This window comes from Salegentibacter sp. T436, from assembly GCF_001932675.1.
In the GTDB taxonomy this organism is placed as follows: Bacteria; Bacteroidota; Bacteroidia; order Flavobacteriales; family Flavobacteriaceae; genus Salegentibacter; species Salegentibacter agarivorans.
In genome coordinates, this window is the sequence record NZ_CP012872.1 from 1,970,407 (window position 1) to 1,992,942 (window position 22,536).

At 37.9% G+C, this 22,536-nt stretch carries 16 protein-coding genes and 1 pseudogene; 14 read left to right on the plus strand and 3 right to left on the minus strand.

The features are described from left to right. Window positions 1-103: 103 nt before the first annotated feature. Window positions 104-1,396, plus strand: a complete 1,293-nt coding sequence (gene ltrA, locus AO058_RS08745; protein ID WP_075325137.1) for a group II intron reverse transcriptase/maturase — start codon at window positions 104-106, stop codon at window positions 1,394-1,396. 175 nt (window positions 1,397-1,571) lie between these two features. Here the strand turns inward: ltrA and AO058_RS08750 are convergent. The 3 genes and pseudogenes from AO058_RS08750 to AO058_RS08760 form a co-directional block, all read right to left on the minus strand. Continuing rightward, window positions 1,572-2,203, minus strand: a pseudogene (locus tag AO058_RS08750) (ISAon1 family transposase). 340 nt (window positions 2,204-2,543) lie between these two features. Continuing rightward, window positions 2,544-2,897: an ISAon1 family transposase N-terminal region protein gene (locus AO058_RS08755; RefSeq protein ID WP_075327931.1), complete on the minus strand. Its 354-nt coding sequence runs from the start codon at window positions 2,895-2,897 to the stop codon at window positions 2,544-2,546. Window positions 2,898-3,101: 204 nt separating this feature from the next. After that, on the minus strand, window positions 3,102-3,941 hold the full coding sequence (locus AO058_RS08760; protein WP_075326091.1) for an AraC family transcriptional regulator: 840 nt from the start codon (window positions 3,939-3,941) through the stop codon (window positions 3,102-3,104). Window positions 3,942-4,281: 340 nt separating this feature from the next. Between AO058_RS08760 and AO058_RS08765 the strand changes: the two genes are divergently transcribed. The 13 genes from AO058_RS08765 to AO058_RS08825 are packed head-to-tail and all read left to right on the plus strand — an operon-like array spanning window position 4,282 to window position 22,535. Further along, on the plus strand, window positions 4,282-6,867 hold the full coding sequence (locus tag AO058_RS08765) for an alpha/beta hydrolase-fold protein (RefSeq protein WP_075326092.1): 2,586 nt from the start codon (window positions 4,282-4,284) through the stop codon (window positions 6,865-6,867). A gap of 40 nt (window positions 6,868-6,907) precedes the next feature. Further along, a complete protein-coding gene (locus AO058_RS08770; RefSeq protein WP_335740078.1) occupies window positions 6,908-8,515 on the plus strand; it encodes a UxaA family hydrolase in 1,608 nt (535 codons plus the stop codon). Between the two features lie 14 nt (window positions 8,516-8,529). Further along, a complete protein-coding gene (locus tag AO058_RS08775; protein ID WP_075327932.1) occupies window positions 8,530-9,840 on the plus strand; it encodes an alpha-L-fucosidase in 1,311 nt (436 codons plus the stop codon). A gap of 10 nt (window positions 9,841-9,850) precedes the next feature. Then, window positions 9,851-10,627, plus strand: a complete 777-nt coding sequence (locus AO058_RS08780; protein ID WP_075326094.1) for an SDR family NAD(P)-dependent oxidoreductase — start codon at window positions 9,851-9,853, stop codon at window positions 10,625-10,627. A gap of 12 nt (window positions 10,628-10,639) precedes the next feature. After that, on the plus strand, window positions 10,640-12,415 hold the full coding sequence (locus AO058_RS08785; protein WP_075326095.1) for an alpha-L-fucosidase: 1,776 nt from the start codon (window positions 10,640-10,642) through the stop codon (window positions 12,413-12,415). Window positions 12,416-12,425: 10 nt separating this feature from the next. Beyond that, window positions 12,426-13,283, plus strand: a complete 858-nt coding sequence (locus tag AO058_RS08790) for a fumarylacetoacetate hydrolase family protein (protein ID WP_075326096.1) — start codon at window positions 12,426-12,428, stop codon at window positions 13,281-13,283. Between the two features lie 3 nt (window positions 13,284-13,286). Continuing rightward, on the plus strand, window positions 13,287-14,111 hold the full coding sequence (locus AO058_RS08795) for an amidohydrolase family protein (protein WP_075326097.1): 825 nt from the start codon (window positions 13,287-13,289) through the stop codon (window positions 14,109-14,111). Then, window positions 14,108-16,489: a glycosyl hydrolase family 95 catalytic domain-containing protein gene (locus tag AO058_RS08800; RefSeq protein ID WP_075326098.1), complete on the plus strand. Its 2,382-nt coding sequence runs from the start codon at window positions 14,108-14,110 to the stop codon at window positions 16,487-16,489. Before AO058_RS08795 ends, AO058_RS08800 begins: the two co-directional genes overlap by 4 nt. Continuing rightward, the gene (locus tag AO058_RS08805; RefSeq protein ID WP_075326099.1) at window positions 16,486-18,006 is read left to right on the plus strand and encodes a sulfatase; all 1,521 of its coding nucleotides are present in this window, start codon (window positions 16,486-16,488) and stop codon (window positions 18,004-18,006) included. Before AO058_RS08800 ends, AO058_RS08805 begins: the two co-directional genes overlap by 4 nt. Continuing rightward, window positions 18,006-20,054: an alpha-L-fucosidase gene (locus tag AO058_RS08810; protein WP_075326100.1), complete on the plus strand. Its 2,049-nt coding sequence runs from the start codon at window positions 18,006-18,008 to the stop codon at window positions 20,052-20,054. Before AO058_RS08805 ends, AO058_RS08810 begins: the two co-directional genes overlap by 1 nt. A 42-nt stretch (window positions 20,055-20,096) precedes the next feature. Further along, entirely contained in the window at window positions 20,097-20,879 is a 783-nt protein-coding gene (locus AO058_RS08815) for an SDR family oxidoreductase (protein WP_075326101.1), read from the plus strand. A gap of 5 nt (window positions 20,880-20,884) precedes the next feature. Beyond that, a complete protein-coding gene (gene fucP / locus AO058_RS08820) occupies window positions 20,885-22,201 on the plus strand; it encodes an L-fucose:H+ symporter permease (RefSeq protein WP_075326102.1) in 1,317 nt (438 codons plus the stop codon). Next, window positions 22,191-22,535: an L-rhamnose mutarotase gene (locus tag AO058_RS08825; RefSeq protein ID WP_075327933.1), complete on the plus strand. Its 345-nt coding sequence runs from the start codon at window positions 22,191-22,193 to the stop codon at window positions 22,533-22,535. Before fucP ends, AO058_RS08825 begins: the two co-directional genes overlap by 11 nt. Window position 22,536 lies beyond the last annotated feature (1 nt).

Consider the following 22,536-nt stretch of genomic DNA (forward strand, 5'->3'; position numbering starts at 1 on the left):
GATTGCCACAGTGCTAAAGACAACAGTATACCTTATGAACAAACAATCTGTCTAATTCTGCCTAAAGAAATAAACCGTACTGCAAAGAAGAGAAAGTTTCATTATGCGAAAATGGTACAGTCTTATAGACAAGGTATATGCATTACCGAGGCTGGAACAAGCCTACCGTGAGGTAAGGAAAAACAAAGGTTCCAGAGCCAAGGGAGTGGATAACCAAAGTATAGCTGATTTTAGTTCAGCTTTAGAGGAGAATTTGTGCCAACTCTCCAGGGAACTGAAAGAGGGGAGATATAGGCCACAGCCGGTAAGGCGGGTCTATATCGATAAACCAGACGGGAGCAAGAGAGGATTGGGTATCCCAACCATCAAAGACCGCATTGTACAACAATCGCTGCTTAATGTGTTGCAACCTATCTTCGATCCCGAATTCCATCCCTCCAGTTATGGGTATCGTCCTAAACGAAGTGCTCATCATGCCATTGCCAAAGCAGAGCGCTTTAGTCGGTACTATGGTCTGGATCATGTAGCAGACATGGATTTATCCAAATGTTTTGATACTCTAGACCATCGGCTGATAGTGCAAAGCGTGGGCAAACGGGTAAGCGATGGAAAGATACTTAAACTGATAGGGAGCTTTTTAGAATCCGGCGCACTTGATGGAGCGCGCTTCACACCTACAAAGAAGGGGAGCCCACAAGGGGGAATTATCTCACCGCTTCTGATGAATATCTATCTGGACGCATTCGACCAGCATATGAAAAATTCAGGCATACGAATGGTGAGGTTTGCTGATGACGTGCTGTTGTTTGCACCAACCAAAGCTCAAGCTGGAAAATACATGGCTAAAGCCACGAGTTATCTGGAAAAAGAGCTTCGGTTAGAAGTGAATAAAAACAAGAGCAGTCTGACAAACCTTGAAGAAGGCATCCACTATTTAGGTGTGGTGATAAAGCCCTATGGAGTAGTGGTATCCCACAAAAGCATCAAGAGGTTCAAAAAGAAAGTAAAATTACTAACCCCTCGAACTAAAGGGCAAAGTATAGCTTTCTATATTAAAGAACTGAACCCGCTATTAAGGGGTTTTGCCAATTACTTCCGAATAGGCTTGACCAAAAAGCTGTTCCAGGATCTTTTAAGCTGGATCAGGAGAAGGTTACGAATGATGGTGATGAAAAGCTGGAAAAGCTGGAAACCTCTTCACCGACAACTAAGGCGTATGGGCTATAAGGGGAATTTTCTTAAGATATCGGTAACCCGATGGAGAAACTCCTCCACCAATTTAATACACTATGCCCTGCCCAATAAGTACTTCTCAGAATTAGGGTTGTACGCAATGGACACAGTTGAAGGGAATACTTTGCATCAGTACTATCAAACAGTACTGAATAAGATTTAACATGAGCCGTGTACGAGACCCGTATGCACGGTTCTGGAAGAGGGATGAAGATAATAAATGCTCAAATATTTATTATCTTCACCCTACTTGATTATTTGGGTAACACAGAGGTAACACAAAAAGGCAAATTTTAGCCAAATATTAATTTTTAACGGATCAAGCCTAATTGGTGTGTTTAAGCAAAAATTGTGGTTAATCTATATAAGAAGAATTCAACATTTTTCACTCCTCTAAACTGAGCCCTAAAGGCTTTTATCTTTGCATTAAAGGATTCTGCTGAAGCATTCGTACTTCTATTGATAAAGTAATTGAGAATAGACCTGTAATTAAGGGTGATGGTGTTGGCTATGGTATTAAAAGCCTTAAACCCGTATCCTCTACATCCTTGTACCAGTGAGCTAGTTTTGTATAAGCCCCTTCTTTTGATTTCGCATGGTTAAATATATTTCTAAGCCTTTGTGTAAGCTTAAAGGCCAACTTTATATCCGCGTATTGCTCGAAGAGTATTTTGCTGCGCTCGTGCTGGTTCTCTGTCCAATTCGAAGGTGCTTTATAGAGCAGGTATCGGCTGCGGGCCAATAATTGTTTTCTGGTATCTCCATTAGCAAAGGTTTCTGGACTAAAACTTTTCTGTTTTAACCTGGCTTGTTTAATTTGTTCGTTCTCCAGATCTATAGCTTCCCATCGGTGCTTGATCCTAATATCCTGCAGGGCTTCAAAGGTGAGTTTCTGCACATGGAAGCGGTCGGTGACCTGTACGGCCTTAGGGAAGCATTTCCTGGCAATGGTTTTCATAGAATTGGCCATATCTAAGGTGATTTCCTTGACTCGTGCTCATTTTGAAGCGGGTATTTTAAGCAGTTGTTCTATAATGGGTTCTACCTTTGTTCCTGAGAAAATTGCTACGATACTGCCCTTTTTACCCTTAGCTTTTTTATTGGTAATAATGGTATAGAGCTCCCCTTTGGAGAGTGCTGTCTCATCTATAGAGAGCTTTGAGCTGATATTCTCGGGGAAGATGAGCCATTCTTTGGAATGTGGTTTTTGATCCCACTCTTTAAAATCACTTAAATAATCTTTGTACTGGCGCTGGAGCTTCTTTCCATTTACCCCGTAAAATCCACCGATGGTATGACAGTCGTAGGCTTTAGTACTGACTAAGTACTTTTAAAAAAGCAGCGAACTCGACGGTCATACGGGTTCCCTGTGCTACTAAGTTCCAGTCACGCTGAATAACCTGTTTGCTTTGTTTATTGAGCCAGCGACGGCGTTTTATATGCAGGAAAACCTTTTTACCACGCACAGGAAAATCCTGAATTGTTATTTCTTTATGGAACCCGTGTGCTATGACCAGGTTGGAAGAAAACTCTTTAGGAATTTCCGGCTTCTCTTCAAAATGCAGGTGTAGTATATCTCCTTCTGTTTGATGTCCGGTAAGATCAAAATGGGTGATTAATAATTCTGGTAATAATATCTTGAGTAGGTCTATATATGGATCCAATGCTTTCTGTTTAGAAAACAAAAATCAAAATAATATTTCAATTCACACACAACTTTTGAGAATGATCCTTTTTAACATAAATTCTGATTTTAAATTATATCCGACTTATTTATCTAAATTTTTGAATCAGCCTAATTTTTTAAAACTGATATTTTATTTAGATAGGATTATTAAGAAATTGGGTCTCTTATGAAATTCAGCAACTTAAATATTATTTTTTAGGTATTCAGACGGGGTTATACCCGTACTTTTTTTAAAAATCCTATTATAATAAGATAAACTGTTAAACCCAGATGCAAAACAAGATTTGGAAATTGAATAGTTGCTATGTACTTCTTTTAATAATTTACAGGAATAATTTATTCTTAGCTCGTTAAGATAGGTGATAAAAGATTTTCCGGTATGTTGCTTAAAAAATCTGCAAAATGCTGTTTTATTCATACCGGCTATGCCTGCAATTTTTTCAAGACTAATATCTTCTTTAAAATTCAACATTAAAAACTCCATGACCTTGCTTAAACGTTGATCTGATACCTGATGATGATTTAACCAGTTTACACTTCCTAAATAAGTGTTGTTAGAATGAACAGAAAGCGAATAAAAAACCTGAAGTATGTTTATTGCTTGTAATGGCACCGGCAGCTCTCGCAATTGAAAAAGTAGATTTTCAATTTTATTCTTTTTAAAACTGTGAAAAGTGGCCCCTCTTTCGCTTAAGTTATGAATAAGTCTTATATATTGAAATTCCTCTTTGCTACTTTCAATGGCCTCAAAAAATAACTGATTTAAATGAAGGACATAGGCTTCAGAAAAATTTTTAGAAGAGCTTTGGAACATATGTGGAATATTTTTTCCTATTAAAAATAGGTTTCCTTCTTCAAAGGTCCCAATAAAATCTCCTGCAAAAAGGGTTCCTTTTCCCTGTTTTATATATACCAGTTCAATTTCGGGATGATAATGCCATAAGCGTAGAAACTGCCTCTCTTTATGATGGCTAAATTCGAAGTTGCTTTTTAAATTTTTATGAAGAAAATGAAGTTTCATTTTTTTTTAAAATTTTAAGACAAGGCTATACGGTAATTTTCAAATTTATTAAATAACTGCTTCAAATGAGCAAATATTGTACAATAGAATGCAAATTAATGTGAAAGAAATGAGCTGGAAGAAGTATAATTTTGGTAGGGTATTTCTTTGAATTTAATGAAAAGCTGCTTGTAGCTTCAATAGAAGTGAATTAACCCTTATCAAGCCCTGGACTCTTTTTAAAAGGAAGATTTCTTCAAGATTCTGGTCTTTAGGTCTTTAGTGGTGAGGTGATGTTGATTAATTATAGCTTATAAATTTGGAGCAATACGAGTGTCTGTGTTATTATTTAAAATTTATTATGAATAGAATTTTATCATTGTTTTTGTTTTTTACCTCTGTAGGCCTTACTGCCCAGGAGAGGGAGGGGAACATTGTAGAGTATTTTGGAAAAGAAAAGGTGGAAGATGTGCACGAAGGAAAAGTGCTGCACGTTTTTACCGAAGCCCTTATTTATAAAAAACAACAACTTCCAAAGGACACCGAGGCAGTAGAATATGATCCTCTTTTCGCGAAATTTATAGGTAAAGCTAAAAGCGGAATAAAAAAGGGAAAGTCAGCCGGTAAAAATTATCGCGGACAAGCCATAAGCTGGGAAGAAATAGAAGTAAATGAAAATAATGAATTTCAGGATCCCGGGTTGAGAGATGGATATTTGTATCTTGAGTACGATGCTGCTGCTGCAGAAGAAATAGTCTTATTAGACGCATCGGGTCATACCAGTGTGTTGATTAATGGTTTTCCTCACGAAGGGGATTATTATGATTTTGGTTGGAATCTAATTCCTCTTAAATTAAAGAAAGGAAAGAATGAGTTTATTCTTTCTTCCGGTCGTTTTTCCCGAATGCGTGCAAGGCTTATAAAGCCAGAAAAGGAGCTTCAATTTACGCAGCGCGATATGACTTTGCCCGAAATCTTAATAGAGCAAAAAGAAAATTTCCCTGCAGCAATTAGAATAGCAAATGCAAGCGAGCAAAATATAGAAAATATAAAATTAGTAGCCCGTGTAGCCAATGCTGTTGCTGAAACGGCTATAACAGAAATACCAGCTTTATATGTTAGAAAAGTACCTTTTGAAATTCCTTTTGCAGAAAATTATAAAGATAAAAAAGAGGTAGAGGTTGTACTGGAGCTGCTTGATTCTAATGGTAAAAAGTTAGATACTGATATTTTATTGCTTCCGGTAAAATCAAAGTACGAGCACCATAAAAAAACCTTTGTGAGCGACATTGATGGTAGTGTACAATATTATAGTATGGCACCTTCTTTAGATACTGTTAGTGAAAACCAGGCTATGTTCTTTTCTTTGCACGGAGCTTCGGTAGAAGCTGTTAATCAGGCTAATGCTTATCAGCAAAAAGATTGGGGGCATATTGTTGCGCCTACCAATAGACGACCGTTTGGTTTTGCCTGGGAAGATTGGGGACGTTTAGATGCTCTTGAAGTTCTTGCTCATTCAGAAAATGAATGGAAAACCGATGCTGCACACACTTATTTGACCGGTCACTCTATGGGAGGTCACGGTACCTGGTATTTAGGCGCAACTTACCCCGATAAATTTGCGGCCATTGCGCCTGCAGCCGGCTATCCTGATTTACTGTTGTATCGTGAAAGCTTTAAACGGCGAATTACCGATAATCCTGAGTTGCTTCAGGAAAGGTTTAAAATGGGGGTAGAGGAATTTAATAAAAGAACTGCCGTTCAATTAAATTCAAAAAAAGAGGAAGACCTAAGTGCAATAATTAAAAGGGCCGGTAACACCAGCCGTACTTTAAAATTAATAGAGAATTATCTAAACTTTGGTATCTATGTGCTGCACGGCGAGGTAGATTCAGTTGTTCCAACATTTATAGCGAGAGATATGCGCGAGCGTTTGGGTACTTTTCATAACGATTTTGTTTATTATGAATATCCCAAGGGTACTCATTGGTATGGTAATCACAGTATGGATTGGCCGTTAATATTTGACTTTTTTAAGGCGCACGATAAAAAAACCGACGAGAACCAAAATGATTTTTCATTTAAAACGGCTTCCCCTGGGGTTTCAGAAAAAGCACATTACATAAATATCCTTCAGCAAGAGCGTCCTTTTGAAATTAGTGATATAGCGGTAGAAAAGGATAGTATTTTACTCCAGATTTCTACGGAAAACGTAAAAACTATTCAAGTTGACTTTTCAGAGTTTTCTGTAAAACCAGATTCTATAGCTATAGATGAGGTTCGTATTGCCGTAAATAAAGAGCTGGAGTCTTTGGTGATGAAAAAAATGAAATCTTACTGGGAAGTGAGTAAAAAGCCTGGATACCAGGAAAAAGGCCCGCATAGGTATGGCGGCTTTAAAGATGCCTTTAAAAATAAACCTGTTTTGGTTTATGCAACCCAGGGAAGTGACAGGGAAAACAAATGGTATTATCATCGTGCAAAATTTGATGCCGAGAAATTTTATTACCGTGCCAATGGAGACCTAACCCTGGTAGCCGATGCAGAGTTCAATCCGGAAAATTACCCAGATCAAAATATAATCTTATACGGAAACAGCGATAATCATGCAAGTTGGAAAACTTTGCTCAAAGATTCCCCTATTAAGGTTTCTAAAGGGAAAATGACTGTTGATACGAAAACTTTGAAAGGAAATAATCTAGGAGCGTATTTTATTTACCCTAGAAAAGATAGTGAATTTGCAAGTGTTGGGGTAATTACCGCTACCGGAGAAAAAGGAATGGAAGCTGCCTGGGGTAACGATTATTTGTTAAACGGTACGTTTTATCCGGACTTTATGATTTTTAAAGACACGATGATACATGAAGGGCTTCAGGGAATAGAAGCTGCCGGCTTTTTTGATAATTCCTGGAATATTGAAGAATACGATGTGATATGGAAAGAGTAAACTACCTGAAAGATAGATAAACAACACAAAAGCTAAAAATTTGAATAAAATTTTAAAAATAAGCGAACAGGATAACGTTGGTGTGGCCTTGTGCAATTTAATGGCGGGTGAAATTATAGAACTTTCGGGAACACAAATAGAGGTATCCCAAAATATAGCGATTAAACATAAAATTGCCCTGCAGCATTTTAGTCCCGGTGATATTATTATAATGTATGGCGTCCCTGTAGGGGAAGTGGTGTTGTCCATTGGTTGTGGGGATGCTTTGACTACTGAAAATATAAAACATCGTGCTGCCGATTATAAATATGAGGACAGAACTTACAATTATAATTCGCCAGATATTACCTCTCTTCAGAACAAAACTTTTATGGGGTATCATAGAGAGGATGGCCAGGTTGGTACTGCTAATTACTGGCTATTTGTGCCCCTGGTTTTTTGTCAAAACAGGAATTTAAAAGTTTTAAAAGAAGCCTTTGAAACTGAGTTGGGTTATAAGCAGGAGAATCCATATAAATTACAATTGAGGCAAATGCTCTCTGGAGACTCTGATGCAGCAGCTAGTTCTGAAGTCATTAATGAACAGGTCTTTAAAAATATTGACGGGATTAAATTCCTGGCTCATGAAGGTGGTTGTGGTGGTACACGGGATGATGCTCAGGCATTGGTGAATTTACTTGCCGGATATATTAAAAACCCCAATGTAGCAGGTACAACGGTATTGAGCTTAGGTTGCCAACACGCCCAAATGAGTTTACTGGAAGAAGCACTGGCTAAATTGAATCCGCAGAAACCGGTTCTTTATTTTGAACAGCAGCAGTTTTCTTCGGAAAAAGATATGCTACAGAAAATAGTTTCCAAAACCTATCCCGAGTTGGAAAAAGCTAACAGCATAGAAAGAAAACCTGCAGGTTTGGATAAACTCAATATCGGTTTAGAATGTGGCGGATCTGATGGATTTTCGGGCATTACCGCCAATCCATTAATTGGCTATATAGCCGATAAAATTACTGCGGTAGGTGGCCGCGCAATGCTCTCTGAGTTTCCGGAGCTATGCGGGGTAGAGCAAGATTTAATAAATCGTTGCGAAACCGAAGAAATGGCAGATAAGTTTATAAAATTAATGGAGACTTATAACGCCGAGGCAAAAAAAGTAGGTTCCGGCTTTGATATGAACCCTTCCCCGGGCAATATAAAAGATGGCTTAATAACCGATGCAATTAAATCGGCAGGTGCAGCGACCAAGGCGGGTAGGGCACCAATAAGCGGAATCCTTGATTATACAGAATATCCCGTAAAAAGTGGCTTACATTTGCTATGTACTCCCGGAAATGATGTAGAATCTACCACCGGATTGGCCGGTTCTGGAGCAAACTTAATCCTATTTTCAACGGGGTTGGGAACACCAACAGGGAACCCGGTTTGCCCGGTCATTAAAATATCATCAAATTCTGAATTGCCAAAGAGGATGATGGACATTATAGATTTTGATGCCGGTAAGTTAATTTCAGAAGAGGCAGATATAGAAAATTTATCAGAAGATCTCTTAAATCTAATTGTTGAAATAGCAAGTGGAAAAACAGCAACCTGTGCGCAAAAATTGGGACAGGACGATTTTATTCCGTGGAAAAGAGGGGTTTCACTATAAAATTTAATCAACTTATGAAAAAGCCAATTTTATTTATTTTAATGCTGATTCATTTTGTGGTTTTTGCACAGGGGGATGAGGATTATATTCCGGCAAAAGAAAATTTAGAAGCGCGAGAATGGTTCCAGCATGCCAAATTTGGAATGTTTATCCATTGGGGAGTATATAGTGTTTTGGGAGATGGAGAATGGGTGATGAACAACCAGAATATCTCTAAAGAAAATTATGAGAAATTGCCTGGTTTTTTCAATCCTATAAATTTCGAGGCCGCAGAATGGGTGAAGATGGCTAAGAATTCAGGTGTGAAATATATTACAGTGACCACACGTCATCACGATGGCTTTTCTATGTTTAACACCGAGGCTTCATCTTATAATATTGTAGATGCTACGCTATTTGGCCGGGATGTGATAAAAGAGCTTGCTGAAGCCTGTAGAGCAAACGATATTAAACTGTTTTTCTACTATTCCCTGTTAGACTGGCACCATAAAGATTATTACCCACTGGGAAGAACAGGCAATGGAATTGCGGATAAAAATACCACTGGTAACTGGAAAGATTACATAGCATTTATGAAACAGCAATTAACCGAGTTACTTACAAATTATGGTGAAATTGGAGGTATTTGGTTTGATGGGCATTGGGATAAGAAAAATGCCAATTGGCATTATGATGAAATCTATGAATTGATCCATGAGCTTCAACCACAAGCTTTAATAGGAAACAATCATCATATAGCACCAATAATGGGAGAAGATTTCCAAATGTTTGAAAGGGATTTGCCTGGTTATAATACCACAGGTTTTGGAACAGCCAAAGAAAATATAGGAGAACTACCTAAGGAAATTTGTGAAACAATTAATGGTTCCTGGGGGTTTAATCTGCAGGATTCTAAACATAAATCTCAAAAAGAACTGGTTCGTTATTTAATTAAATCTGCAGGATTTGGTAGTAATTTGCTGCTTAACGTTGGGCCTATGCCCAATGGCGAAATTCAAAAAGAACATCAGGAATCGTTTCTGGAAATTGGAGATTGGCTGGAAACCTATGGAGAGGCAATTTATGGAACCAGGCAGGGGCCGTTAGCACCCAGGGAGAATATGGTGTCTACCCTTAAAGATAATGAAGTGTTTTTATGGCTTTTGGGCGATAATGATACGTATTTTATTGAAGACTTTTTTCCCAAAACAAAAACAATGGTTCATTGGAAGGATGGATCCACAATAAATTTTCAAAGGACAAAATTCGGAACTTTTATAGAAATCCCGGAGGCTAAGAAAAATGGCATAGCAACATTGGTGAGTTATAAAATAGAAAAAGATTAAGTAAAATAATATGGGTCATAAGTTAAAAGGAAAGTCGAGCGTAATTACAGGTGGAGGAAGCGGTATAGGCAAAGCAATTTCAATGGAATTTGCGAGTGCCGGTGCCAATGTTTTTATTTTGGATTATAATGAAGAGACAGCAAAAAATACGGTAGAAGAAATTACTTTGGCCGGTGGTAAGGCAAGATTTTTTGGTTGTGATGTAACCAAAAAAGAACAAGTTGATAAAATAATGGTTGAGATTGCCGCTGAATCATCAATTGATATTCTGGTAAATAACGCAGGTATTGCCCACGTAGGTAATGTAGAGAATACTAACGAAGAGGATTTAGATAGAATTTATGAGGTTAATATCAAGGGTGTTTTTAACTGTTTAAAATCGGTTATTCCCTATATGAAATCAGCCAGGAAAGGCTGTATTATCAATATGGCGAGTATCGCTTCTGTAGTTGGAATTCAGGATCGTTTTGCCTATTCCATGTCTAAAGGTGCTGTACTTACCATGACTTACTCTATAGCAAAAGATTATATAGATTATGGTATACGCTGTAATAGTATTGCGCCCGCCAGGGTACATACCCCGTTTGTAGATGGTTTTATTACTAAAAACTACCCTGGGCAAGAACAAGAGATGTTTGAAAAACTCTCCAGAACTCAACCTATAGGACGTATGGGAAGTACTAAAGAAGTGGCAAATCTTGCCCTTTACCTGGCTTCAGATGATGCAGCATTTACAACAGGAACCAACTTTCCAATAGACGGAGGTTTTATAAAATTACAAGGATAATATATTGTAGATATGAAAAAAGTATTAATAGCTCTTAGTATTTTAATCGGCTTGCAGGGATATACACAATCTCCCGAAGAAAAAGCTATAAATGAGCATGGCTATCCAGAATGGTTTAAGGAAGCAAAACTCGGTATTTTTATTCATTGGGGCTTGTATTCAGTACCGGCTTATGGGGGTAAAGAGTCTTATGCCGAATGGTTCTTGAGAGGAATGCAAACCAATGATAGTTTACGTAACGCTTTTGTAGATGAGCATTACGGAACTAACTTCACTTATAAAGATTTTGCAGGTGAGTTTAAAGCAGAACTCTTTGATCCCCAAGAATGGGCTGAAATTTTTAAAGAGGCCGGTGCTAAATATGTGGTATTGGTTTCTAAACATCACGATGGCTATACCTTATGGCCAAGTAAATTTAACCGAAACTGGAACAGTGTCGATACCGGCCCAAAACGTGATATTGTAGGAGAATTAACAGAAGCCGTTAGGGACGAGGATCTTAAAATGGGATTATATTACTCTTTAGCCGAATGGAACCATCCTTTACACCGCTGGTATACAGATCCGCACGATAGTATTGGACGATATGTTGAAGAATATATGGTGCCGCAGTTTAAAGAATTGGTAAAGAAGTATAAACCTACATTGATTTTTTCTGATGGCGAATGGTACAATACAGCCGAACAATGGCAAGCTCCACAGCTAATAAATTGGTATTACGAAACAGTAGGAAAAGATGCCATAGTGAATAATCGTTGGGGCCATGGCCTTGATGTTGGTTTTTTAACCCCGGAATATAGTTCAGGAATTGTAGAAACCGAAAGACCCTGGGCAGAGGTAAGAGGAATTGGCCGTAGTTTTGGCTTAAACCGAAATGAAAATTTAGAGGCCTACGGAACCGGAAAAGAACTCATTGAAAGGTTTGTACAAACCGTTGCCAATGGTGGTGGAATGATCTTGAATGTTGGCCCAAGGGCCGATGGGCAAATTCCTATGATTCAACAGGAACGTTTAAAACAGTTGGGAACCTGGTTGGATATTAATGGAGAAGCTATTTATGGTGCTGAAGCCTATTCAAAAACCGGGGAAGAAAAAGAAGTTAGTTTACAAAGAGTAGATAGTGTAATTAACTTTAACTGGGTAAGAAATTCACCTATAAAAGGTATACGCGAAGACGATTTTCAGGCAACCTGGGAAGGCTTTATTGTAGCGCCAAAAACAGGGAAATATACTTTTGAAATTGAAGTAGATGATGAGGCTATGGTGCAAATTGATGGCAAAACCATTATTAATAGTAATTATACAGCACCCGATAATGAAGCTGAGGTTATGGGAGCCAATACCGGGACTTCAGATAAAGGCACAATTCGTTTAAAGGCCAACGAGCGCACTCCAATTAAAATTAATTACCGCGAGAAAAAGCAAAACGCCAAGATTAAATTGTTTTGGAGCACGGCTAACACTGAAAAGGAGCTAGTTCCTTCTAAGGCATTTTTTATTGATAAAAATGGGCAGGAGAAAGGTTTACAAGTGCAATTCACTTCTTTAAAAACCTATTTAAGTTATACAAAGAATAACGATGCTTTATATGCTATAAGTTATGAATGGCCAGATGATGAGTTGGCGTTGGAAATAGACAAACCTGCTAAGGGTACAAAAGTTCATTTGTTGGGCTTAGATAGGGAATTACCCTGGACATACAGCAACAATACATTAATTATAGATACATCAGGTATTAAATATGGGGAATTGCCCGGTCACGATGCCTGGACTTTTAAAATTCAGTAAAAAATAGATTATGAAATTAATACGATTTGGAGCTCCCGGACGGGAAAAACCGGGAATTGAATTAGAAACAGGAAAAAGAATAGATGTTTCGGCATTTGGAAAAGATTATACCGAAGATTTTTTTGCCGAAAACGGTCTGGAAGATCTTAAAAACTGGCTTTCAGAAAATAAAGATAATTGCCCTGAAATAGATTTACAAGAACGTTTGGGAGCACCGGTTAAACGTCCTTCTAAATTGGTTTGTATTGGTCTAAACTATGCGAAACACGCCGAAGAAAGTGGTATGGAGGTACCATCAGAACCGGTTATATTTTTTAAAGCAAGTAGTGCTATTGTAGGACCTAACGACGATTTAATTATTCCTAAAGGCAGCCAAAAGACAGACTGGGAAGTAGAATTGGGAGTAGTAATTGGTAAAAAGGCCAGTTATGTTTCTGAAGAGGAAGCCATAGATTATGTAGCCGGCTATGTGTTGCATAATGATTATAGCGAGCGAGAATTTCAATTAGAGCGGTTAGGGCAATGGGTTAAAGGAAAAAGCTGTGATACGTTTGCACCCTTAGGACCATTTTTAGCTACTAAAGATGAAATTCCAAATCCGCATAACCTTGATTTATGGCTAAAACTGAATGGTGAGATTAAGCAGCAAAGCAACACTTCAGACTTTGTTTTTAACATACCTCAGGTAATTAGCTATGTAAGTCAGTTTATGAGTTTGTTGCCCGGCGATATTATTTCTACCGGAACCCCATTTGGGGTAGGTATGGGCTTAAATCCGCAGCGCTACCTAAAACCCGGAGATGTTGTAGAATTGGGTATAGAAGGCCTTGGGACTTCTAAACAAGTGGCAAAAGCTTATAAAGAATAGGCAATGAGAATAGATAGCCATCAGCATTTTTGGAAGTTTGAGAAAGAGAAAGATGCCTGGATTCCCGATGAGATGTCGGTAATTAGGAAAGATTTTTTTCCTGAAAACCTGAAGCCTGTTCTGGAAAGGAATAAGGTAAATGGTTGTGTTGCAGTGCAAGCTGCTCCCACTGAAAATGAGACCAAATTTTTGCTGAATCTGGCTAAAGAATATGAGTTTATAAAAGGAGTTATAGGTTGGGTTGATTTTACTGGCGATAATCTTGAGGAGCGCCTGGCTTATTTTTCAAAAGACCCTAAATTTAAAGGAGTTCGGCATTTATTACAGGCTAAACCGGCTGGTTATATGCTTCAACCCCAATTTTTGAAGGGAATGGAAGCTTTTGGAAACTTCAACCTAACCTACGATCTTTTGGTTTTGGAAAATCAGTTGGCCAATACTATTGAATTGGTTTCTAATTTTCCAAACCAAAAGTTTGTTTTAAATCACCTCGCTAAACCTAATGTTTCAAAGGGAATTTCTAAAAAATGGAAAGAATTAATAACAAAACTGGCAGATAAAAAGAATGTGTCTTGTAAGCTTTCCGGTCTATTAACTGAAACTGAGAATTTTAATTGGAAACCCAAAGATTTTTATCCTTTTTTTGAATTTGCTTTGGAGGTTTTTGGATCCGATAGATTAATGTTTGGATCTGATTGGCCGGTTTCTTTGGCAGCCGGACAATATTCTGATACTGTTAATATTACTGAGGATTTTTTTAAAACTAGAAACGAAATCGTTTTAGAAAAAATAATGGGGCTTAACGCAATTAATTTTTACCAATTATGATCAAAAAATCATTGCTTTTAATTCTAGCACTCGGGCTGGGATGTTCGGCTCCTAAAGAGAAAAAAGAAGATAAAGAAGACTTAAATGAACATGTGCTATGGTATGCGCAGCCTGCATCAAACTGGATGGAGGCACTGCCCATAGGGAATGGTAGACTGGGGGCAATGATTTTTGGAGACACAATTAATGAGCGAATTCAATTAAATGAAGATTCGCTCTGGCCCGGTGGCCCTGATTGGGGCGATTCAAAAGGAGGCCCGGAAGATTTGGATTACATCAGGCAGTTAATTTTAAATGGAAAGACCAGTAAGGCCGATAAAGAAATTATAGATAGGTTTTCGAATAAAGATATTGTGAAATCCCATCAAACTATGGGAGATCTTTATTTGGATTTTGAACACTCCGGAAAAGTTAAAAATTATAGGCGAAGCCTTAGCTTGAATGATGCTTTGGCAGAGGTGAGCTATACTATAGACGGCGAGCAATATCATCGTAAAATTTTTGCAACCGCAGCAGATGATGCCATTATAGTTCAATTAAGTACAACGGCAAAAGCAGGATTAAATTTTAGTGTGAACTTAGATCGCCCGAAAGATGAAGGTTATAAAACAGTAGAAGTAAGTAGCCCTGCCGAGAACCAAATTTCCATGTTAGGTGAAATTACCCAGATGGGTGCCATAAAAAATTCAAAACCTAAACCTTTGGATTATGGGGTTAAATTTGAAACTTTACTCCAGGCTGAAACAGATTCCGGAAAGGTTTATTCAGATGCTTCCGGCTTAAAAATAGAAGGTGCTAAACAAGTGACCTTGTACCTGGTGAGCAATACTTCATTTTATACTGAAGATTTTCAGCAGAAAAATAGGCTGACATTAGAGAAGCTTAGTATAAAAACTGTTGATGAATTATTAGAATCGCACAAAAAAGATTACCAGGAATTATTCACAAGAGTAGACTTTTCCCTTAACAAAAATGTTATTGACAGCATACCAACCGATAAACGACTGGAGGCTTTTAAGAAAGGAAAGGAAGACCGGGCGCTAATTACCGACTTGTTCCAATATGGTAGGTATTTGCTAATCTCCTCTTCCCGGCCGGGTACTAATCCTGCAAATTTACAGGGGTTATGGAACCAACATATTGCCGCACCCTGGAATGCCGATTATCACTTAAATGTAAATTTACAAATGAATTACTGGCCGGCAGAAGTCACCAACCTAAGTGAACTTCACGAACCGTTATTTGATTATACTAAACGTTTGGTTGAGCGGGGAAAAAACACGGCTAGAGAACAGTACGGTTTAGAAGGAGCGGTGCTTCACAATGCTTCAGATCTATGGGGGGCGCCCTATATGCAGGCTCGTGAGGCTTATTGGGGCAGTTGGATTCACGGCGGCGGATGGCTTGCACAACACTTTTGGCAACATTACCTGTTCACTCAGGATAAAGAGTTTCTTAAAACTACTGCTTATCCCGTTTTAAAGGAGTTTGCTACATTTTATGCCGGTTGGTTGGTGAAAGATGAAAAAACTGGAAGTTTTGTTTCTTTCCCGGAAACTTCTCCCGAAAACTCTTACATCAATGAGCAGGGAGAAAGAGTGGCACTTTCTTATGGTAGTGCTATGGGGCATCAAATAATCGCCGAAGTATTTGATAACACCTTAAAAGCTGCAGAAATTCTAGATATAGAAGATGCTATTTTAGGAGAAATAGAAGAAAAAAGAAACAAATTAACCCCAGGGTTAAAATTAGGACCTGACGGCAGGATTTTAGAATGGACTAAGCCTTATGAGGAACCTGAAAAGGGACATAGACACCTTTCTCATTTATACGCGCTTCATCCAGGTTCCGGAATCACGGTAGCCGATTCCAATTTATTTGAAGGTGCTCAAAAATCTATTGATTATAGATTAAAACATGGGGGTGCAGGAACCGGTTGGAGTAGAGCGTGGATGATAAACTTTAATGCGCGATTATTTGATGCTGAAGCTGCAAGGGAAAACATTCATAAGTTTTTTGAAATTTCTCTGGCAGATAATTTATTCGATTTACATCCTCCTTTTCAAATTGATGGAAATTTTGGCTATACCGCTGGTATTGCTGAGATGCTATTGCAATCTCATGAAGGTTTTCTACGGATACTACCGGCATTACCTGAAGCCTGGGAGCAAGGACATATTAAAGGATTAAAAGCAAGAGGTGATATAGGTGTCGATATACTTTGGGAACTGGGTAGATTAAAGCAACTTACTTTAAGAACAAACAAAAAACAACAGGTTAAAATTAAATATGGCCAGGAAAAAATCAAAATTAAACTTCCCGGTAATAATCTAGAAGTAATATTGAATTCAGAATTAAAAATAATCCGTGATTTATGAAAAACCTCTATTTTATATTTTTTTACATTCTATTTATCATTTTTTCGACTTTAAATGCTCAGGAACAAAAACCGAATGTGGTTTTGTTTCTTGTAGATGATATGGGCTGGCAAGATACTTCGGTTCCATTTTGGACAGAAGAAACAGCATTTAATAAACTTTATCATACTCCAAATATGGAGCGTCTGGCAAAGAAGGGAACTAAATTCACCCAGGCCTATGCAACTCCTATTTGTTCTCCTTCAAGAGTAAGTATTTTAACAGGAGCCAATGCAGCACGGCATCGAGTTACAAATTGGACGTTAGATAAAAACGAGTCTAAAGATGCTGCTGATGAACACCTGGAGTTTCCACAATGGAACATGAATGGAATTTCCAAGAACGAAGATGTTCCTAATTCTTTTGTGGCAAATACTTTACCTGAGCTTTTAAAAATGAATGGTTACTATACTATTCACGCAGGGAAAGCGCATTTAGGAGCTAAAAATACACCGGGTGAAAATCCTTTAAATTTAGGTTTTGACGTAAATATTGCGGGTCACGCCGCCGGGGCACCGGAGAGTTTTTTAGGAACGGAAAATTTTGGAAATGGAAAAGCCGGCAAGTCAGAGTGGGCCGTACCCGGTTTGGAAAAGTATCACGGTAAAGATATTTTTTTAACCGAAGCTATTACGCGTGAAGCATTGCAAAGTTTAGATGAGGTGGTTGGTAAAAAGCCTTTCTTTTTACATATGTCACATTATGCCGTGCACGTGCCTATTATGGCTGATGAGCGTTTTTATCATAAATATCTTGATACAGGTCTGGATAAGACTGAAGCTAAATACGCTTCTATGGTTGAAGGAATGGATAAGAGTTTGGGGGATATTATGGATTATCTGGAAGAAAATAATTTAGAAGAAAATACGATCATTCTTTTTATGTCAGACAATGGCGGGTTAAGCGCACACGCTCGTGGAGGAGAACCACATACGCATAATGCACCTTTAAACAGTGGTAAGGGTTCTGCCTATGAAGGAGGAATTAGGGTGCCTATGTTGGTCTACTGGCCTGAAAAAACCAAACCTGCATCCAGTATTGATGATTATGTTATAATTGAAGACTTTTTTTCCAGTATCCTGGAAATGACCAAAAGCCATATACCTGCTTTAAAACAAAAAGTGGATGGCCAAAGTTTTGTGTCATTAATTGAAGAAAATAATCAATCTCGTAATCAACGTCCATTATTCTGGCATTTCCCTAATAAATGGGGTGGTAGTGGTCCTGGAATTGCCACATTTAGCGCAATTAGAAAGGGAGATTATAAACTTATTTATTACCATAAAGATCGCCGTTTTGAATTATTCAATATTAGAAAAAACATTGGGGAAACCACCAATATATCAGAAACTCATACTAAAAAAACAAAGGAATTAGCTACAATTTTGAGTTCATATCTAGAATCGGTTGATGCGCAAATGCCTTTAGATAAAAGAACCAATAAGAAAGTAGAACTACCTATTAAAATATTTAAATAATGAAAAATCCAAATTTGTTATTGCTGTTATTAGTATTAATCAGCTTGATTTCATGCAAAGAAAATGTAAATGAACCGGAAGCGGTAGGACCTGTTCCATCACAAAGGCAATTAGCCTGGCAGGAGTTGGAATACTACGGTTTTGTTCATTTTAATATGAATACGTTTACCGATATGGAGTGGGGCGAAGGCGGCGAATCTCCAAAGAATTTTAATCCTACAAATCTCGATACAAGGCAATGGGCAAAAACCGCTAAAGATGCCGGGATGAAAGGAATAATCTTAACGGCAAAACATCACGACGGATTTTGTCTTTGGCCAACAGAAACCACAGAGCATTCAGTTAAAAATTCTCCCTGGAAAAATGGCGAAGGAGATTTAGTGAAAGAACTGGCAGAAGCCTGTGAAGAATTCGGACTAAAATTTGGCGTTTACTTATCACCATGGGATCGTAATCATCCTGAGTACGCCAGGGAAGAATATGTGAAAGTTTTTCATAAACAATTGGAGGAGCTTTTAACAAACTATGGACCTGTATTCGAGGTATGGTTTGATGGAGCGAATGGCGGGACCGGTTATTATGGAGGTGCTAATGAAAACCGAAAAATTGATGACGCAACCTATTATGAGTGGGATAAAGTAACCAAAATAGTTAGGGAGCTTCAGCCTGAAGCAGTAATTTTTAGTGGCGGGAATCCAGATGTGCGTTGGGTAGGTAACGAACATGGCTTTGCAGCTGAAACAAATTGGAGCCCATTTACCCCAGGGAGTGGAAATCTCCAAAATGGAGATGATGACGGGACACATTGGATTCCCGCAGAAGCTGATGTTTCCATTAGGCCGGGTTGGTATTATCACGCCAGGGAGGACCACCAGGTAAAAACATTACCACATTTGTTGGATATCTATTATAAATCGGTTGGTAGAAATGCCTCACTTTTATTGAATTTGCCGGTAGATACTCGCGGACTTGTACACGAAAAGGACGTAGAACAATTGATGAAGTTGCGGAAGCAGTTAGATAAAGATTTTGCTGAGAATTTGGCTACAGATGCTATAGCTACAGCTTCTTCAGAGGCAGGCTCTCATTATAGTGCTCAAAATGCTATTAATGGGGATACTAAGGCTTATTGGATGCCGCAAAAGGAAACCATAAAGTCTAACATAACGATTGAGTTTGACGAGCTGCAGGAAGTTAACCGGTTTGTAGTTCAGGAATATATTGCTTTAGGACAGCGTGTGAAGTCTTTTACTTTAGAAGGGAAGATTAATGGAGAATGGAAGGAAATAGCATCTGAGACTACCATAGGCTATAAGCGAATATTAAGGTTTGATCCTGTTGAAGTTTCTGCCTTGCGTTTGAATATTACAGATGCTAAAGCACGACCTTTAATTTCAAATATTCAGGTTTATAAGGCACCTTTAGTGATGGAAGCTCCGGAAATTGTTCAGCATAAAGATGGTTTAATTAGTATTGAAAGCTATGATAAAAACCTGGAGCTTTATTATACCTTAAATGGAGAAGAGCCTAACAAGGATTCTAAACCTTATTCTGAAGAATTTTTATTGCAGACTCCTACCCTTGTAATGGCGGTAGCATATAACCCCGGAACTAATTCCTATAGTGAAATTTCAAACATTAGGCTGGATATACCCAAGAAGGATTGGAAAGTATTGAATGAAAATGACGATGCAGGAAAAATTATTGATGCCGATGAAAATTCAGTATGGACAAAACAAGGGAAACTTCCGCAGGAGGTAATAGTAGACCTCAGTAAAACCTATAATTTAAAAGGATTTACTTATTTACCCCAACAAAGTAGATGGCCTCAGGGTGTAATTGCAGATTATGAATTTATGCTTAGCGAAAATGGAAAACAATGGAAGAAAGTAAGTGAAGGTGAATTTTCAAATATTAAAAATAACCCTATAGAACAACTTATTGAATTTAAAACGACAAAGGCACGATATTTTAAATTCCTAGGAAAACGAAGTGCTGATGATACGGAAGTTTTGGGAATTGCTGAAATAGGAGTAATTACAGAATGATAAGATTTAAGGAAATAGATTTTTTAAAAAAAAAGTTCTGATATGGATTTAGGATTAAAGGATAAAGTGATTTTAATAACTGGCGGTACTAAGGGTATAGGCGGAGCTATTAGTAAAGCGGTTGCTGGGGAAAATGCAATTCCAGTGTTTGTTGGCCGTGGGGAAGCAAGCGGTAAGGAAATGCTTGAAACCTTTAAAACCAGTGGAGTTAATGCTCATTTTATACAAGCCAATTTAAATGAAGAAGGCCAATGCAAAAGAATTGTTGATGAAGTTTTAGAGATCTTCGGAAAAATTGACGCACTGGTAAATAATGCTGGAGTGAATGATACTATTGGTCTAGAAACTGGTAACCCAAAGAAGTTTGCAAATTCAGTCTATAATAATTTGAATCATTATTATGAGATGGCGCATTTTTGCCTTCCAGCGCTTAAAAAATCAAAAGGGAATATTCTAAATATTAGCTCTAAGATAGCCCTGGTAGGTCAGGGAGGTACATCGGGTTATGCAGCATCAAAAGGTGCGCAGTTAGCGCTAACTCGTGAATGGGCTGCAGAATTACTGCCATATAATATCAGGGTGAACGCAATTTTACCAGGGGAGGTTATGACGCCTCTATATAAAACTTGGTTGAATTCTTTTGACAAGCCCGAACAAAAATTAAATAAAATCACCCGTAATATTCCAATGGGAAATCGAATGACTCTTGATACTGAGATAGCCGATTTGGCAGCATTTATCCTATCTAAAAAATCTGGACATACTACCGCAGAGTGGTTTTCTCCCGATGGTGGTTATGTGCACTTAGACCGATCCTTAACTTAATTCCTATGTCGCAAGATTCTTTGGTTTCACGGAAAGTTCTCTTACCGTTTATTTTAATAACGGCTTTATTTGCTTTATGGGGATTTGCAAATGACATCACTAACCCTATGGTCTCGGCCTTCAAAAAAGTTTTAGAACTCAATAATTTTCAGGCCTCATTAGTTCAACTTGCATTTTATGGGGGCTATTTTACGATGGCCTTACCAGCTGCGCTCTTTGTCAATAAATTTTCTTATAAAAGGGGAGTGCTTATGGGGCTGGCTTTATATGCTTTGGGAGCCCTACTGTTTTATCCGGCTGCAATTTACCAGGAATATATTTTCTTTTTGTTTGCCCTATATATTCTAACATTTGGACTTGCTTTTTTAGAGACCACTGCCAACCCCTATATCCTAGCTATGGGAAGCGAAGCAACTGCTACCAGGCGTTTAAATCTAGCCCAGACATTTAATCCCATGGGAGCTTTAGGCGGCTTAATTGTAGCACAACATTTTATTCTGGGAGCTTTGGAATCGGATGATTTAGACTCAGATGGAAATCCTATATATAGTACACTTTCTAAAAATGCTAAGGCTAGCATAAGGAATTCTGATTTAGAAGTTATAAGTACTCCTTATGTGTTATTGGGATTGGTAGTTATAATATTTTTCCTGGTTATACTTTTAGTTAGAATGCCTGAAAACAAAAAGAAAGAAGCCCGGGTAGCCGTAATACCAGCTATAAAAAGACTCTTTAGCAATAATAAATTTGTGGGTGGGGTGATAACCCAGGCTTTTTATGTGGGGGCGCAGATTATGTGTTGGACCTATCTTTATCAATATGCCGAATCTATTGGTATTAATAATAAAAGTGCGGTAAATTATGGAATTGCCGCTTTGTTGGTATTTCTTATAGGACGTTGGTTAGGTACATTCCTTCTCCGCTATATAGGCTCAGGTAAATTGTTGATGGTATTTGCATTCGGTGCGATTTTAACCTGTCTGCTTTGTATTTTTAGTCAGGGATTGATTGGTTTATACGCCTTGGTAAGTGTTTCCTTTTTTATGTCAATAATGTTTCCAACCATATATGGAATTGCCTTGGAAGGCCAGGGTAACGATGCGAAATTCGGGTCTTCATTTTTAGTAATGGCAATTGTAGGCGGGGCACTAATGCCAACTTTACAAGGTATGGTATTAGATATTGGAGGTTCCGGTTATACAGATACTACAATATTAGGTGTACCAGAAATAAATTTCTCGTTCTTTTTACCTGTTTTATGTTTTATAGTTGTTGGGATTTATGGTTATTATATTTTTAAAAAAACAAAGCATGAAAACTAAGAAGTATGTATTGGCTTGTGATTTAAAGGATGAGGTTGAACTAATTAAAAAGTATGAAGAGTATCACCGTGAAGTCTGGCCAGAGATTATTAAAAGTATACATGAAGTAGGTGTTTTAAATATGGAAATTTACCGCACAGGTAACCGTTTGATCATGCTTATGGAAACTCAACATGATTTTTCTTTTGAGATGAAAACTAAAGCGGACAGACAAAATCTTAAGGTTCAGGAGTGGGAAAGTTTAATGCAGCAATATCAGCAGGCTATTCCATCGGCAAAAAATGGCGAGAAATGGACACCCATGGATAAAATATTTGATCTAAAAAACACCTAGA